This window comes from Enterococcus alcedinis (assembly GCF_014635985.1).
Lineage (GTDB): Bacteria > Bacillota > Bacilli > Lactobacillales > Enterococcaceae > Enterococcus_I > Enterococcus_I alcedinis.
The window spans coordinates 195,597-211,416 of sequence record NZ_BMDT01000001.1 but is presented as its reverse complement, the minus strand read 5'-3'; the positions used below and the strand labels follow the sequence as shown (position 1 = coordinate 211,416).

Below are 15,820 nucleotides of genomic sequence, written 5' to 3'. Positions count from 1 at the left end.
CCCCCCTCATACTTTCGATAAAAAAAGACAGCCAAAACGAAGACTTAGAGTCGTTCTAGCTGTCTGTAGTTCTTTTATTTAGATAACAGCCGATTATATAAATCAATATAACTTTGGCAACTTGTATCCCAACTAAAATCTGTTGTCATTGCTTGTCGTTGAATTTTTTTCCAAACATTTGGCGATTTTTGATAAAGTTCTAGCGCCTGTTTTACGCTTTGCGTTAGATAAAACCCTGTGAATTCTTCAAAACCAAAACCCGTCCCAGCCCCTGTCACTGGATTAAATGGGTGCACAGAATCTTTTAGCCCCCCAATCTCATGGACAACGGGCAATGTACCATAACGCATCGCAATCATTTGCGATAATCCACATGGCTCAAAAGACGAAGGCATTAAGAATAGATCCGCACCTGCATAGATTTTTTGCGCAAGGGTCACATCAAACGTGATTTTCGCGACACTTTTTTCCGGATATCGAGCCGTAATTTGACGGAATGCGGCTTCAAATCGTGGATCACCTGTTCCTAATAACACAAATTGTAAATCAAATTGTAAAAGATGCTCTAACTCTTCAAGCAATAGGTGGAAGCCTTTTTGATAAGTTAAGCGACTAACGACGGCAACGATTGGAACATCCGATTTTTCTGGCAATCCCATGATTCGTTGCAACTCGGCTTTATTCAACCCCTTGCCCGTTAAATCATCGACTTCAAAATGAGCGACAAGTGATGGATCGGTTGTTGGATCATTCGTTTCGTAATCAATTCCATTTAAGATACCGGATAACTTCTGATGTTCCATCTGTAAGATAATTTCTAATCCAGCACCAAACTCGGATGTTTTAATTTCTTCAGCGTATGACGGACTGACTGTGTTCACGTGATTGGCATACGCAATACCGGCCTTCATGAAGTTCAATTGGTTGTGCCAACGTATCACGCCTTCATTATAACGTCGTTGACCGACACCAAATAAATCACCTAATATTTCAGACGAATATTGCCCTTGAAACTCAATATTATGAATCGTCAAAACGGTACGAATCGCTTGATATTCTTCAACCCAATGATATTTTTCTTTTAATAAAAAAGGAATCATCGCCGTATGATAATCATTGACGTGCAGCACATCAGGAATATAATCAATCCGATTCATTAATTCAATAACAGCTAATTGAAAAAAAGCAAAGCGTTCAACATCATCATCGTAACCGTAAATTTCAGCGCGATCAAAATAATACAAATTATCGATAAAATAATAACGAATACCTTGGAAATCTAGCTGTTTAATGCCACAATACTGTTGACGCCAGCCAACCTCTAAAGTAAAATTCGCCACATCTTGACATTCGTCCTTAAAGCGATCTGGTATAAAAGAGAAGTAAGGTAAGACAACAATTGTCTCGATACCTTTTTTATGCAATGCTTTTGGCAAAGCACCCGCAACATCTCCTAGTCCACCGGTTTTGAAAAACGGCGCACATTCAAATGCTGTATATAATACTTTCATCCCTTCACCCTCCAATAATATCCGTCGTGACATGTTGTCCTTTTGGTACAACGACTGGTTTATTTGCGGTCCCAATTATTCGAACATGTGGATCCACTATCACATTTTTGTCTAAGATTGCATACGAAACTTGAGCATTTGAATGGATCGTGTTACCTGAAAAGATAATGGAATGCTCTACATGTGCGTCTTCAAAGACATGCGTGCCTCGACTAATGAGGGAATGCTCAACTTCTCCTTCAATTGTACAACCGGTAGCTAAGAGGCTGTCACTCGTATCTGATGTTCGACTATAATAAGTCGGTACTTCATCCTTCATTTTCGTATAAACCTTTTGACTTGAATACAATAACGAATTGAATTTTTTGACATCTAACATGTCCATGTTGGATTGGTAATAGGAAGAAATGTCATAAATATTCGTCAAATAACCTGTGTATTCATAAGCAGATGTATTTTGACCAATCGACTCTCGCAATAAATTTTCTAGGCTTCCAACGACTCCCGCCGCTTGACGTTTTCTAAGCAATTCAATTAATCGTTCTGTCTTTATAATATAAATATCTGTACATAGATTGACTAATTCCGCAGGTTCCACTGCACTAGCTGAAGCTTTTTCCACGACAATATTTTCCGCATCCATTTTGAGTAAAATATCCGAGGGATGTACTCGTTCTTTTTCTACTCGTTTATAAACAACCGTCAGGTCAGATTTTTTTTGTCTATGAATGGCTTGAATCGCCCGTAAATCGATATTACATAAGAATTTACTACCCATATACACCGCATATTCTGCTTTTGATTTTAGTAAATAGTCAATAATTAATTCATAGTAACTACGGTTATTGTCTGCTTTTCTCGTATAGTCTTGATAGATGTGAATGAAGAAACGGTTTTTGACACCATCTAAACTCCATTCTCGCCCACCACCAATATGATCGAAAACGGAACGGGTCTCACCTTCATTAAATACCATAAACACTGATGGTATATTCGCATTCGCAACATTCGATAAATTGAAATCCAATAAACGATATTTACTAGCAAAAGGCAAGGTTGCAATCGGACGGTTTTCAATCAATGGTAATAGTTCATCGTAACGATGAATGTTTCCAATTAACGCACACATTTTATTCGCCTTCATTTTTCGTCACTCCAATCACTTCAGAATAGCCCACGACAGCGATTTCCTCACTACCATCAATCGTTGCATTGTTGCCAATAATCGCATCTTCACCGACAATCACACGATTCAAAGTAACATTTTTACCAATCGTTGCACCGGACATGATTACGCAATCAGTGATGACCGATCCTTCTTTGATTTGCACATCTTCTGATAAAATACTATGGTTAATTTCCCCAGAAATGTAACAACCATCTGAAATTAAGGCATCTTTAACCGAACCGGTGCTTGTTACAAAGTGAGGTGGTGAGATACGGTTTTTAGAATAGACACGCCAATTTTTATCACGGATATTGAGTGACATATCTAAATCCAAAAACTCCATATTCGCTTCCCATAACGAATCAATTGTCCCTACGTCTTTCCAGTAACCATCAAAGCGATACGCAAATACATTTGCCCCACTGGCTAAATAAGCCGGGATTACATCTTTTCCAAAGTCTTCCATTTTGTTATCCATGGCGTAATTACTCAGTAACATTTCGCGTAATCGACCCCAGTTAAAAATATAAATACCCATCGACGCTAAATTACTTTTCGGTTGTTTCGGTTTTTCGTCGAATTCAATAATCCGATCGTATTCATCAGTGTTCATGATTCCAAAACGCGATGCTTCTTTCATCGGTACTCCAATAACTGCAACTGACAGCGATGCATTGTTGGCTTTGTGATTGTCTAACATCTCTTCATAGTCCATTTTATAAATATGATCACCCGATAGAATCAAAACGTATTGTGGATTTAATTCATCAATATAATCAATGTTTTGATAAATCGCATGTGCGGTCCCTTCAAACCATTTACTTCCTTCTGCACTAGAATAAGGTTGTAAAATTGTCACTCCTGAGTTGATACCATTTAGTCCCCAGTTTACACCATTTCCAATATGAGAATTTAATGCCAAAGGCTGATATTGTGTAACGACGCCCACATGATTAATGCCTGAATTTGCACAATTACTCAGAGTAAAATCAATAATTCGATAACGCCCACCAAATGGAACAGCTGGTTTTGCAATATGTTTCGTTAATTTACCTAATCGTGTTCCCTGACCTCCTGCTAAGATCATTCCAATCATTTCATTTTTCATGGTCATAAGCTGTAATTAAAATCGTTCGAACTTCCTCCCGTTAAATTACAGCTCTTTCCCCCCTTTCACTTCGGTTTTTCGTATTTGAATTTTTTTTGGTCGCAAATACAGCACGCCTAACGCTGGAATGGTCGGTGTAATTTGATAGGAAAAAGCATTCATTGTTTGCTCAGTTGTCTCACAAACAGGGTTTCCTTCTTCCCATGTGCCTCCAAACGTGGCGCGTTCGGTATTTAAAATTTCTTCATACTCCCCTTCATAAGGGACTGCAATTGGATAATTTACGCGTTCAACAGGAACTAAATTCACAATGATAATTAGAAAATCTTTTTTTCGATGCCCTTGCCGAATAAATGCTAAAATGGAATCTTCTGGACTGTCATCAATCCAACGAATCGTAGTCGACGAGTCCTCCATTTCCCACAACGCACGTTGTTCTTTGTACAAGTGATTCAAATGCTTCGTATAGATTTGCATCTGGTAATTAAAGGAATCCTGTAGATCTACCCACTCTAACCCCTGATCATGTTTCCATTCGAGAAACTGCCCCCATTCCCCTCCCATAAATAATAATTTTTTCCCGGGATGGGCATACATAAAGGCATATAAGTTACGTAACTGTGAAAATTGTTTGTAGCGATCGCCCCACATTTTATGCATTAAACTTTTCTTCCCGTGGACAACTTCATCATGTGACAATGCTAATAAATAATTTTCATTGAACGCATACATAAATGAAAAGGTTACTAAATGAAAATGGTGTTTACGCTCAATCGGATCCATCTGATAAAAACGCAAAATATCATTCATCCAACCCATATTCCATTTATAATCAAATCCCAATGCACCTGTTGTAATCGGTCCGGTAATTTGGGTCTGTGACGTACTCTCCTCTGCAATCAGCAAGATGTTCGGATGTTTTTGTTTCAACACAGAAGATAGTTTTTGCAAAAAGTAATAGCCTTCAAAATTACGATTTCCACCTTCATGATTGGGCGTCCATGGCCCTTCGTCATAGTCTAAGTACAACATATTCGAAACAGCATCCACGCGAATACCATCAAGATGAAAGGTATCAATCCAATACAAGGCACTTGAAATCAAAAAACTCTGCACTTGTGGTTTTCCCAAATCAAAATTATGAACACCCCAACGGCGATTTTTCGCACGATTGGAATCCGCATATTCAAAAGTTGGTGTGCCATCATAATAAGGCAACGTGTCTTCATTGGCACAAAAATGACCTGGAACCCAATCCACAATTACGCCAATGTTGGCTAAATGACATGCCTCAACAAACTCCTGAAAATCTTCTGGTGTACCATAGTAAGAAGCTAGTGCAAAAAAACCCGTTAGTTGATATCCCCATGAAGCACCCAAAGGATGTTCCATCAACGGCATAAATTCAACATGGGTATACTGCATTTTTTTAACGTAAGGAATCAAATGATCTTTTAATTCATGAAAAGTATAAGGTTCCCCTGTTTCTTTTTGACGCCAAGAACTCGCATGTACTTCATAAATATTTATCGGTCTTTTTAAGTGATTACTGCGCTTTTGACGCCCGCGCCAGAGTCCGTCACGCCATTTTTTATCCCCCATTGATTGGATGACTGCGGCTGTTCCAGGTCGTGTTTCAAATCGAGTAGCGAAAGGATCAAGCTTCATGATTTGTGTCCCATCTGTACGTTGCACATTGAATTTATATAAGTCACCTTGCTTTGGCAACGTCGTTTCAATCAACCAAACCCCAGAGTCTCTATCTTGCTCCATTAAAAGCGTATTTTCCCAATCGTTAAAGTCGCCAACAAGCCAGACTTTTTGTGCATTTGGTGCCCAAACACGAAAAACATACTTGCCATCCTCTTCATGAAGACCTAGAATTTGCTGCACATAGAAATTCTCACCTGTCAAAAAACCATGCAGCTCTTGTTGCTCATCTATCTTTTGCTTTCCCATCACAACCTCCTCCATTTTCCCATTTATACTTTTCATAATACTAATTACATTATAACATAAATCTAATCAAAATCTTATTCATCACTAACCATAATGTTAGTTATTTTTGCAAAAAAAGAAGGAAATGCCTCGACTAGGAAGCATTCCCTTCTTTTTTTATAACAAAAACGGTCTGATTAACTAAGTTCAATGACTCAACAACCATTAGTAACAGACTCTTTTGTTGTATTGGATTCAATTGTTTGTAGGCTGATGGCAATTCGTTTAGATTGACTTCCTCTTTTAACCCGATCACTGGGACCGTCAGTGAAATATTCTCTTTTCGTTGCAAAATCCCACATATTTCTAAGGATTTTAAAAAGATACTTTCTCTCACTTTTTGACCCTCAGTCATCTTCTCAACTAAAACAAAGACTTGATCTAAATAATAACTTGGGTTTACATCCCCAATTAAGGCTGTCATTGCTTCAAATTCAGTTTTTATTGTTGGCATTCGTTGCGCTTGAAAATAGTTCGGTAAATTAAAGGCCCATCGCTCCTTTTCAAAAGAGAGAACTTTTAGCAAGTCTGTTTCAATCGAATTAAGTATCAACATCGGATATTCTTCTGCTATTTCGATTGGTGGGTGTTGACCGATTCTTTGATAGAGCGCCTCGATGTACAATATTTGTTGTTCTTTACTATAATTCCCTAAGTTTTCAATCAATTCTTGAGCAATCGATGCGAGTAAGTCTTCGTCATCATCTTTGATTGTCGGTATGGTCAAAAAATACCGTTTATTAACTCTCGAAATAATCTTTTCTTTGATAAAATAATCAAGTGTTTTCTCCACTTTAGGTTCATCCACGGATGCTTTAATTTGACGTAACGTCGGCGCTTCCGAGCTGGTGCTCAACAATAAATACAATTGTTGAAAAAAGGCCCCTTCCAGCATCTTTATTAATTTTGGATTCCTTTCATCGACTAAAACTCTCATTTTCTTTCCTTCTTTCTAAAACAAAAACACTTATTGCTTCAGCGTATAAAACAACTCGCTTTTAAAACAATAAGTGTTCATTTTTTTAGTTAAAACTTTCAGTTAATTGAGGAACGACTTGTTTTTTACGAGAGACAACGCCTGGTAAAAACGCACGGTTATTCGTTAAAGTTGTTCCAAATGCTTTTTCAACATTCGCAACAGGTTCACCAATCACTAATAATTCAGAATCACTTGCTAAAATATCCGTTGCAATTAATAGGAATAAATCATAGTTATTTGCTTGATTTTCTTTCGCCATTACTGCTTCTAGATCTGCTTGACGATCAAATACTTCATTGAGGTCAACGGTATTTACTTGAGCCACTCGAACGACTTTATCGCCCATTGTAAAGCTTTTTGCATCTAAATCAATCAACGTTTCAACAGATTTATCGCTTAAGTTTGTACCGGCTTTTAGCATTGCTAGACCGTAGACTTCAAGTTCTACTTGTGCAATTGCTGCTAATTCGTTGGCTGCAGTAACGTCTTCTGGCGTGCATGTTGGTGATTTAAATAGTAACGTATCTGAAACAATCGCAGATAACATCATACCCGCAATGGCTTGAGGTACTTCAATGCCAGCTTCTTTATACAATTTAAAGATAATCGTACTTGTACAACCAACTGGTTCACAGCGATAGTATAATGGATTCGCTGTTTCAAAGTTGGCAATTCGGTGATGATCGACTACGGCTAAGATATTTAACTCCGCAATATCAGACACACTTTGTTGGAATTCATTATGATCCACTAACATAACGTCAGTTGTTTCTTCTTTGACTGAAGAGATGACTCTTGGAGCTGCTAATTTAAAATAATCCAATGCGTACTGTGTTTCTTCACTTGGCGTACCTAAAGCAACAGCCTCAGCATCTTTTCCTAAAGCTTTTTGTAAGTTCGCATAAGCGATTGCTGCCCCAATTGCATCCGTATCCGGATTTTGGTGACCAAAGATTAAAATTTTTGACATGATTTTCGCTCCATTCTTTGCAATTCAACACTAATAATAGCAAATTATCTTACATAATTCTAGCTGATTCCATAAAAATACAGCCTTTTCTTTAACGGAAAAGGCTGTATTAATCTAACGTGTTAGATACCCTTGGTAATCCTCAACGTGTAGTAGCTTTTTAGCATTTTCAACACGTGGGTTGGTTGGTGGTTCAATCCCCTCTAAAGGATACTTCAAACCTAGTTCAGCCCATTTATAACGTCCCATTGTGTGATAAGGTAAAACTTCTACTTTATCAACATTATCCAATGTTTTAATAAAACTATCTAAGCGAATTAAAAATTCATCATAATCAGTCTTTGTTGGAACTAATACGTGGCGAATCCAAACTGGTTGCTTAATTTCAGATAGATATTGTGCCATCTCTAAAATATTTTCATTCGTCTGAGTCGTTAGTTCCTTATGTCCTTCATTATCGATGTGTTTAATATCAAATAAGAAAAGGTCCGTATAAGACATTAACTCTGCAAATTTTGAGAAAAATGGTTCTTCTCGAGTAAATGGTTTTCCACAAGTATCAATGGTTGTATGAATTCCTAATGCTTTAGCCTTCTTGAATAAATCGATCAAAAAGTCCATTTGCAGTAAAGGTTCACCACCACTTACTGTTATCCCCCCATTTTTCCCCCAGTATGGACGGTATTTCAATGCTTCTTCTAAAACATCGTCTGCCGATCGTACGGAAGCTTTTGGATCATTAATTTTCCAAGTATCTGGATTATGGCAAAATTGGCAACGCATACGACAACCTTGCGTAAACACAATAAAACGTACGCCAGGTCCATCAACGGTACCGAAACTTTCAGTCGAATGAATACTTCCCATAATTGGAGTTGTCAAAGTAATCTCTTCCCTTCTCTTTCAAAAAAGGGTGAGCAGCTGAGGCTGTCACCCTTCATAAGTATAACAATTATAGTTTGTCGTGTGAAGTTCTTGAAATAACGTCTGCTTGTTGCTCAGGAGTTAAGTCACGGAATTTCACAGCGTAACCTGAAACGCGAATCGTTAAGTTTGGATATTTTTCAGGATGTTTTTGCGCATCCAATAGTAATTCGTTCGTAAACACGTTCACGTTTAAGTGGAAACCACCATTATCAAAGTAACCATCCATCACGTTACGTAAGTTCGCAATACGTGTATCTTCATCTTTACCTAAACCATTTGGATTAATCGTTTGTGTATTTGAAATACCGTCTAATGCGTGTGTATATTCTAGACGTGCTGTTGAGTTTAATGACGCTAATAAGCCATTTTTCTCACCTAAGAATTTACCGTCTTGGTAACTTGGGTTTGCACCTGGTGCTAATGGTTTACCTGCACGACGACCGTCTGGTGTGTTACCAGTTGCTTTACCGTATACAACGTTCGAAGTGATTGTTAATAATGACGTTGTTGGTGTTGAATTACGGTAAGTATGTTGACGTTTAATTTGCGTCATGAAGTAATCTAAAATCCAGTTCGCCATTGCATCGGCTTCTTGGTTGTCATTTCCGTATGTTGGGAATTCGTTTTGTGGTACATAATCAATGGCCATACCATCTTCATCACGAATTACTTTTACGTTACCATGTTTAATCGCCATCACACTATCAGCAGCATGAGAGATTCCCGCAATACCTGTTGCGAAAGTGCGTTTTAAATCACTATCCATTAAGGCTAATTGTGCTGCTTCATATGCATATTTATCATGCATGTAGTGAATCACGTTTAATGTATTGACATATAACTCTGCTAACCAATCCATGATATCTTTGAAACGTTCCATGAATTCGTTGTAATCTAATGTGTCACCTTCCATTGGGCGGAATTTTGGTGAAACTTGCATTTTTGTCTTCTCATCGACACCACCGTTAATTGCGTATAATACCGCTTTGGCAAGGTTCGCACGAGCACCAAAGAATTGCATATCTTTACCCATTACTGTTGCAGATACACAACAAGCAATTGCACAGTCATCTGATCCCCAGTTTGAACGTAATAAATCATCGTTTTCAAATTGAATTGAAGAACTTTCTTTCGCAATTTTAGCTGCAAAAGTTCTGAATCCTTCTGGCAAATGAGATGAATATAAAACAGTTAAGTTTGGTTCTGGAGATGGTCCCATATTTGTTAATGTGTGTAAAATACGGAAATCATTTTTCGTAACCAATGAACGACCGTCTAATCCCATTCCTGCAATTGATAATGTTGCCCAAATTGGATAACCTGAGAATAATTGGTTGTATTCTGGTGTACGTGCAAATTTAACCATACGTAACTTCATAATTAAATGATCGATTAATTCTTGCGCTTCAAATTCAGTAATCACACCGTTATCTAAATCACGTTGGATATAAATATCTAAGAACGCTGAAATACGACCGATTGACATTGCCGCACCATTTTGTGCTTTAATAGCACCTAAGTAACCAAAGTATAACCATTGAACCGCTTCTTGTGCATTTTCAGCTGGACGTGAAATATCAAATCCATACGATGCTGCCATTTTCTTTAAGTCATTTAATGCACGATATTGCTCAGAAATCTCTTCACGTAAGCGAATGACGTCATCAGTCATGACTTTATTCCCTGTGTTATCGTGGTCTTTTTTCTTTTGTTCCATTAAGAAATCAATACCGTATAGTGCCACACGACGGTAATCACCGATAATACGGCCACGTCCATAAGCATCTGGTAACCCAGTAATGATTTTTGTTTTACGCGCTAAACGCATTTCAGGCGTGTAAGCATCAAAAACACCTTGGTTATGTGTTTTACGGTAATCGGTAAAGATTTTTGTCATTTCTTCATCAACTTCATAGCCATTCGAAACTAATGCACCGTTAGCCATGTTGATTCCACCAAATGGTTGGAATGCTTGTTTCAATGGTACTTCTGTTTGTAATCCGACAATTTTTTCTTCTTCTTTAATTAAGTAACCTGGTCCATGAGAAGTTAGTGTCGCTGGATTGTTTGTATCCATGTCATAGACACCATTGCGCTCATGTTGAACATCAAATAATTCTTGTAACTTGGTCCAAAGCTTATCTGTGCTTGGTGCGATTCCTTCTAAAAAGCTATCGTCGCCACGGTATTCAGTGTAGTTCGCTTGAATAAATCCACGTGTATCGACTTCTGACTCCCAACGTCCGCCTTTAAATCCGTTCCATGCTTTGTTTAATTTTTCTACATTTTTCACTTCAGATGACATATTGATGGTCCTCCTTATATTCTGCTCTCTTATGTAACAGCTCTACGTGAATAGTATAACACAACGGACACCTTTTGCAAGTCATTCAATATCTTTTTTTGAACAACTTTACTGTTTTTTCGAAAAATATACATGTAAACATTGATATAAAAGCTTTTCTAATTGTGATTCATTTAGACAAATCATTTTAAAACACAAAGTAATGATTGAACAATGCAAAAAAACAGGTCTATCTGTATTGATACAGATAGACCTGTTTGAGTTTAAAACTAAGACAGTTAATTATTTTCAAGTGATTCAAAAACATCGGCTTGACGTACTTCACTGATTTCTCCGCCTTGTTTTTCATCTAAGATAAAGCTGCCATTTGATGTCCGATCGGCAACTGGGAAGTCTTCTGTCTTAAAGACTTTTTCTTCCCCTTTTTGATTATGAACAATATAACTACGCTTTTCTCCTACTCCCATGAAAACAATGCGGTGTGGATTGCTTTTTAATTCTCTTAGAATCAGCTGACCACGTTTCGCCCGTCCCATTTGCGGTACTTCTTGCGCTAACATGCGTTTCACTGCTCCACGCTGGCTAATAATCACAATTGGAGAATCACCCTCAGAATAGACGACTAATGCATTAACAATGAAATCATTTTCCTTTAGATTCATCGACTTGACGCCTGCCGCCCGAGCGCCGACAGTTGGGATTTCATCAATGGCATAACGTAAACCATAAGATTGATTGCTGGCCAAGAAGATATCGAGAGAATCGGTCGGATTGACTAAAAAGACATCAACAACAGCATCTGTCGCTGTTTTTAAAGTCATAATTACTTGCGAACGACTACGATACGTACGCCACGGCGCAACATCTGAACATTTCGTTTGTTTAATCCAACCTTCACGACTAACAAGTAAGAAATTCGATTCTTCTGGTAAATCTTTAAAATCAAAAACAGCAAGAACTTCTTCATTTGTTAAATACGTCGTAATCGTTTGCGAAAGGTGTTCACCTAACTCTTTCCAGCGTACTTCTGGCAATTCATGAACAGGACGATAAATAATATTTCCTTTAGTCGTGATTAAATAAAGATGATCGAGTGTGTTAAGCTGCTTAGCAAAAAGTAACTCGTCACCTTCTTTCATTCCTAATTCATTCGGTTTCGAAGCCTGATACGAACGTAAACTACTACGTTTTAAATAGCCTTCCTTTGTAATGGTTACAATAACCTCTTCCGGAATAACTAACACTTCTGTTTCGATAATAATTTCTTCAATTTCGTCTTCAATTTCTGTTTTACGCGGATTGCCATATTGTTTTTTTATTTCACGTAATTCTTTTTTCAAAACTTTCAATAATTCCGCATCTTCTGCAACAATTTTTGATAGTTCCTGAATTAACGCTGCTAACTCTTTCGCTTCCACTCGTAATTGCGTAATATCTGTATTCGTCAAACGATAAAGTTGTAACATCACAATCGCTTCTGCTTGTTCTTCAGTAAACTGATGTTGCAAAATCAATTGTTCTTTCGCATCTCTTTTATCTTTACTTTGACGAATCGTCGCAATCACTTCATCTAAAATCGATAAAGCTTTCATTAAACCATCCACAATGTGCTGACGTTTTTTGGCTTTAGCTAAATCATAGTGCGTTCGTTTCAAAACAACTTCTCGGCGGTGCAAAATATAGCTTTCTAAAATCCGCTTTAAGCCTACTTGACGCGGATGCATTTCATCAATTGCTACCATATTAAAGTTATAATTGACTTGCAAATCGGTATTTTTAAATAAGTAATTTAAAATCCCTTCTGCATTTGCATCTTTTTTTAACTCAACAACGATTTGTAATCCAGTACGATCGGTTTCATCACGCACTTCAATAATGCCATCAATTTTTTTATTTAGGCGAATTTCATCCATTTTCTTAACTAAATTCGCTTTGTTTACTTCGTAAGGAATTTCATTAATGACAATTTGTTGACGACCACCCTTAATCGTTTCAAATTTTGTTTTTGAGCGTAAAATAACTTTGCCCTTGCCCGTTTCATACGCTTTTTTGATTTCATCTTTTCCTTGTAAAATGCCACCTGTTGGAAAATCTGGACCTTGTATGAATTGCATTAATTTTTCAACTGATGCATTTGGGTGATCAATTAAATAGATCGTTCCATTTATAATTTCTTCTAAATTATGCGTAGGAATTTCTGTTGCATAACCAGCTGAAATTCCGGTGGAGCCATTCACAAGTAAGTTAGGATATTGTGCGGGCAAAACAATCGGTTCTTTTTCCGTATCATCAAAGTTCCAGACTAAATCAACCGTGTCTTTTTCAATGTCTTTTAACATTTCACCACTTAGCTTTGAAAGACGTGCTTCGGTATAACGCATTGCTGCTGCAGGATCGCCATCCATACTTCCGTTATTTCCATGCATTTCAATTAAAACTTCACGCAATTTCCAATCTTGACTCATACGGACCATTGCCTCATAGATACTACTATCACCATGGGGATGGTAATTCCCCATGATATTTCCGACTGACTTCGCTGATTTACGAAATCCTTTGTCATATGTATTGCCATCTTTATGCATTGCATATAAGATCCGACGTTGAACGGGTTTTAAACCGTCTCGAATGTCAGGTAATGCACGTTCTTGAATAATATATTTCGAATAGCGCCCAAAGCGATCACCCATCACTTCTTCTAACGTTAAATTTTGAATATTTTGTTGTTCAGTCATTAGTGATCTCTCCTACTCTTCCATTAAGTCACTTTCATTGTTTGTCGTAGATTTATTGGCTTCTTTATCCAAGATACCAACAGAATCTTCTAACGTAAATTTCACGTTATTTTCAATCCATTTTCGACGAGGTGGTACTTTATCCCCCATTAAAGTCGTTACTCGACGCTCGGCTTGCGCCGCATCATCGATCCACACACGGATTAACGTTCGTGTACTAGGATCCATTGTCGTGTCCCATAACTGATCCGCGTTCATTTCACCTAAACCTTTATAGCGTTGGATCATATAGCCGCGACCGATTTTTTGAATTTTTTCTTGTAATTCATCTTCCGTCCAAGCGTATTCAATGACTTCTTTTTTACCTACTCCTCTAGAAACTTTATAAAGTGGCGGCAAAGCAATATAAATTTTTCCGGCTTCAATTAATGGTTTCATATAACGATAAAAGAATGTCAATAATAAGACTTGAATATGCGCACCATCAGTATCGGCATCGGTCATGATAATCACTTTATCGTAATTACAGTCTTCAATCGAAAACTCCGGACCAACACCCGCACCAATTGTATAGATCATCGTATTGATTTCTTCATTTTTTAAGATGTCTTGCATTTTTGCTTTTTCCGTGTTGATTACTTTTCCACGTAACGGTAAAATGGCCTGGAACTTACGGTCTCTTCCTTGTTTCGCCGAGCCACCCGCCGAGTCTCCTTCGACTAAATACAATTCGTTTTTCTTAGGGTTACGTGATTGTGCTGGTGTTAATTTCCCTGAAAGTAACGATTCACCTTTTTTACGTTTTTTACCATTACGGCTTTCTTCACGTGCCTTACGAGCCGCTTCACGGGCCTCACGGGCTTTTAAAGCTTTACGAATTAACATTTGACTCGTTTCGCTATTTTCAAGTAAATAGTAGCCGAGTTGTTCATTCACAATTTGCTCCACGATACTTCTAGCAACAGGTGTCCCTAGTTTTTCTTTTGTTTGTCCTTCGAATTGCAGAAGGTTCTCTGGTACACGAATTGACAGAATAGCAGCTAATCCTTCGCGGAAATCACTACCTTCTAAGTTCTTATCTTTTTCCTTTAATAAATTTACTTTCCGCGCATATTCATTAAAAGCTTTCGTTAAAGCAGTCTTCATTCCGACTTCATGTGTCCCGCCATCTCTTGTTCGAACATTATTAACAAATGAAAGAAGATTTTCTGAGAAGCCATCGTTGTACTGAATCGCTACCTCGACTTCAATTCCTTCTTTTTCGCCTGAAAAATACATAATCGGTGTCAGACTATCTTTTTCTTCATTTAAATACGCAACGAAGGCTGAAATCCCTTCGTCGTAATGGAAAGTTTCTTCAACCTCCTCAGTTTCTCTTAAATCAACTAAACGAATTTGGACGCCTTTTAATAAAAAAGCCGACTCGCGTAAACGTTCTGATAGCGTATCATAAGAAAACTTAGTCACTGAAAAAATAGATGTATCTGGTAGAAAATGAACTTTTGTTCCATTTCCACGCTTTGTTTTCCCAACTTTTTTTAATTTGCCATCTGGTTTTCCACCATCTTTAAATTTTTGGCTGTATTCTACTCCATCACGATAAATCGAGACGGTTAACCATTGAGATAGGGCATTTACAACACTTGCACCCACACCGTGTAGACCACCGGATGTTTTATAACCACCTTGCCCAAATTTCCCACCGGCATGTAAGACAGTAAAGATCACTTGAACAGTTGAAACTCCTGATGTATGTAGCCCAACAGGCATACCTCGGCCAAAATCCTCCACACTAATACTGTTATCTTTGTGTAAAACCACTTCAATTTTATCCCCATAACCGGACAAAACTTCATCAACGGCATTATCTACGATTTCATAAACGAGATGATGCAAACCACGACTATCCGTCGACCCAATATACATTCCTGGTCTTTTTCGAACGGCTTCTAATCCTTCTAATACTTGGATTGAAGCATCATTGTATTCTGTTACATTCTTTTTTACCAAAGCAAACGCTCCTTTGTTTATAAAATCACTCGAATCATTATACATCATAACTACCCTAATTCGCAAAAATATTCCATATATATTATTGAATCGTTTTTATGACACACTA

Annotated in this window: 10 protein-coding genes; all 10 read right to left on the bottom strand. The window is 37.6% G+C overall.

Annotated elements, in window-relative coordinates:
- Positions 1-74 precede the first annotated feature (74 nt).
- Entirely contained in the window at positions 75-1,511 is a 1,437-nt protein-coding gene (gene glgA, locus IEV09_RS01040) for a glycogen synthase GlgA (RefSeq protein WP_188366403.1), read from the bottom strand.
- 4 nt (positions 1,512-1,515) lie between these two features.
- Positions 1,516-2,655, bottom strand: coding sequence for a glucose-1-phosphate adenylyltransferase subunit GlgD (glgD, locus tag IEV09_RS01035; RefSeq protein ID WP_188366402.1), 1,140 nt, complete (start codon positions 2,653-2,655; stop codon positions 1,516-1,518).
- Positions 2,642-3,787 (bottom strand): glucose-1-phosphate adenylyltransferase, encoded by a 1,146-nt coding sequence (locus IEV09_RS01030; protein ID WP_188366401.1) that lies wholly within the window; start codon positions 3,785-3,787, stop codon positions 2,642-2,644. Before IEV09_RS01030 ends, glgD begins: the two co-directional genes overlap by 14 nt.
- Before the next feature lie 45 nt (positions 3,788-3,832).
- Positions 3,833-5,746 (bottom strand): 1,4-alpha-glucan branching protein GlgB, encoded by a 1,914-nt coding sequence (gene glgB / locus IEV09_RS01025; protein WP_229731636.1) that lies wholly within the window; start codon positions 5,744-5,746, stop codon positions 3,833-3,835.
- A 133-nt stretch (positions 5,747-5,879) separates the two neighbouring features.
- Positions 5,880-6,722: a DUF1803 domain-containing protein gene (locus IEV09_RS01020; RefSeq protein ID WP_188366400.1), complete on the bottom strand. Its 843-nt coding sequence runs from the start codon at positions 6,720-6,722 to the stop codon at positions 5,880-5,882.
- 85 nt (positions 6,723-6,807) lie between these two features.
- On the bottom strand, positions 6,808-7,734 hold the full coding sequence (locus IEV09_RS01015) for a manganese-dependent inorganic pyrophosphatase (RefSeq protein WP_188366399.1): 927 nt from the start codon (positions 7,732-7,734) through the stop codon (positions 6,808-6,810).
- Positions 7,735-7,848: 114 nt separating this feature from the next.
- On the bottom strand, positions 7,849-8,616 hold the full coding sequence (pflA, locus tag IEV09_RS01010) for a pyruvate formate-lyase-activating protein (protein ID WP_188366398.1): 768 nt from the start codon (positions 8,614-8,616) through the stop codon (positions 7,849-7,851).
- A 70-nt stretch (positions 8,617-8,686) separates the two neighbouring features.
- Complete coding sequence (gene pflB, locus IEV09_RS01005; RefSeq protein WP_188366397.1) at positions 8,687-10,966, bottom strand: formate C-acetyltransferase; 2,280 nt, start codon at positions 10,964-10,966, stop codon at positions 8,687-8,689.
- A 278-nt stretch (positions 10,967-11,244) separates the two neighbouring features.
- A complete protein-coding gene (gene parC / locus IEV09_RS01000) occupies positions 11,245-13,701 on the bottom strand; it encodes a DNA topoisomerase IV subunit A (RefSeq protein ID WP_188366396.1) in 2,457 nt (818 codons plus the stop codon).
- Between the two features lie 12 nt (positions 13,702-13,713).
- Entirely contained in the window at positions 13,714-15,711 is a 1,998-nt protein-coding gene (parE, locus tag IEV09_RS00995; protein ID WP_306450156.1) for a DNA topoisomerase IV subunit B, read from the bottom strand.
- Between the last annotated feature and the right edge of the window lie 109 nt (positions 15,712-15,820).

Coding starts and splice junctions, on each gene's coding strand:
- glgA (WP_188366403.1), bottom strand. CDS start 1,511: ATGAAAGTATTATATACAGCATTTGAATGTGCGCCGTTTTTCAAAACC.
- glgD (WP_188366402.1), bottom strand. CDS start 2,655: ATGAAGGCGAATAAAATGTGTGCGTTAATTGGAAACATTCATCGTTAC.
- IEV09_RS01030 (WP_188366401.1), bottom strand. CDS start 3,787: ATGAAAAATGAAATGATTGGAATGATCTTAGCAGGAGGTCAGGGAACA.
- glgB (WP_229731636.1), bottom strand. CDS start 5,746: ATGGGAAAGCAAAAGATAGATGAGCAACAAGAGCTGCATGGTTTTTTG.
- IEV09_RS01020 (WP_188366400.1), bottom strand. CDS start 6,722: ATGAGAGTTTTAGTCGATGAAAGGAATCCAAAATTAATAAAGATGCTG.
- IEV09_RS01015 (WP_188366399.1), bottom strand. CDS start 7,734: ATGTCAAAAATTTTAATCTTTGGTCACCAAAATCCGGATACGGATGCA.
- pflB (WP_188366397.1), bottom strand. CDS start 10,966: ATGTCATCTGAAGTGAAAAATGTAGAAAAATTAAACAAAGCATGGAAC.
- parC (WP_188366396.1), bottom strand. CDS start 13,701: ATGACTGAACAACAAAATATTCAAAATTTAACGTTAGAAGAAGTGATG.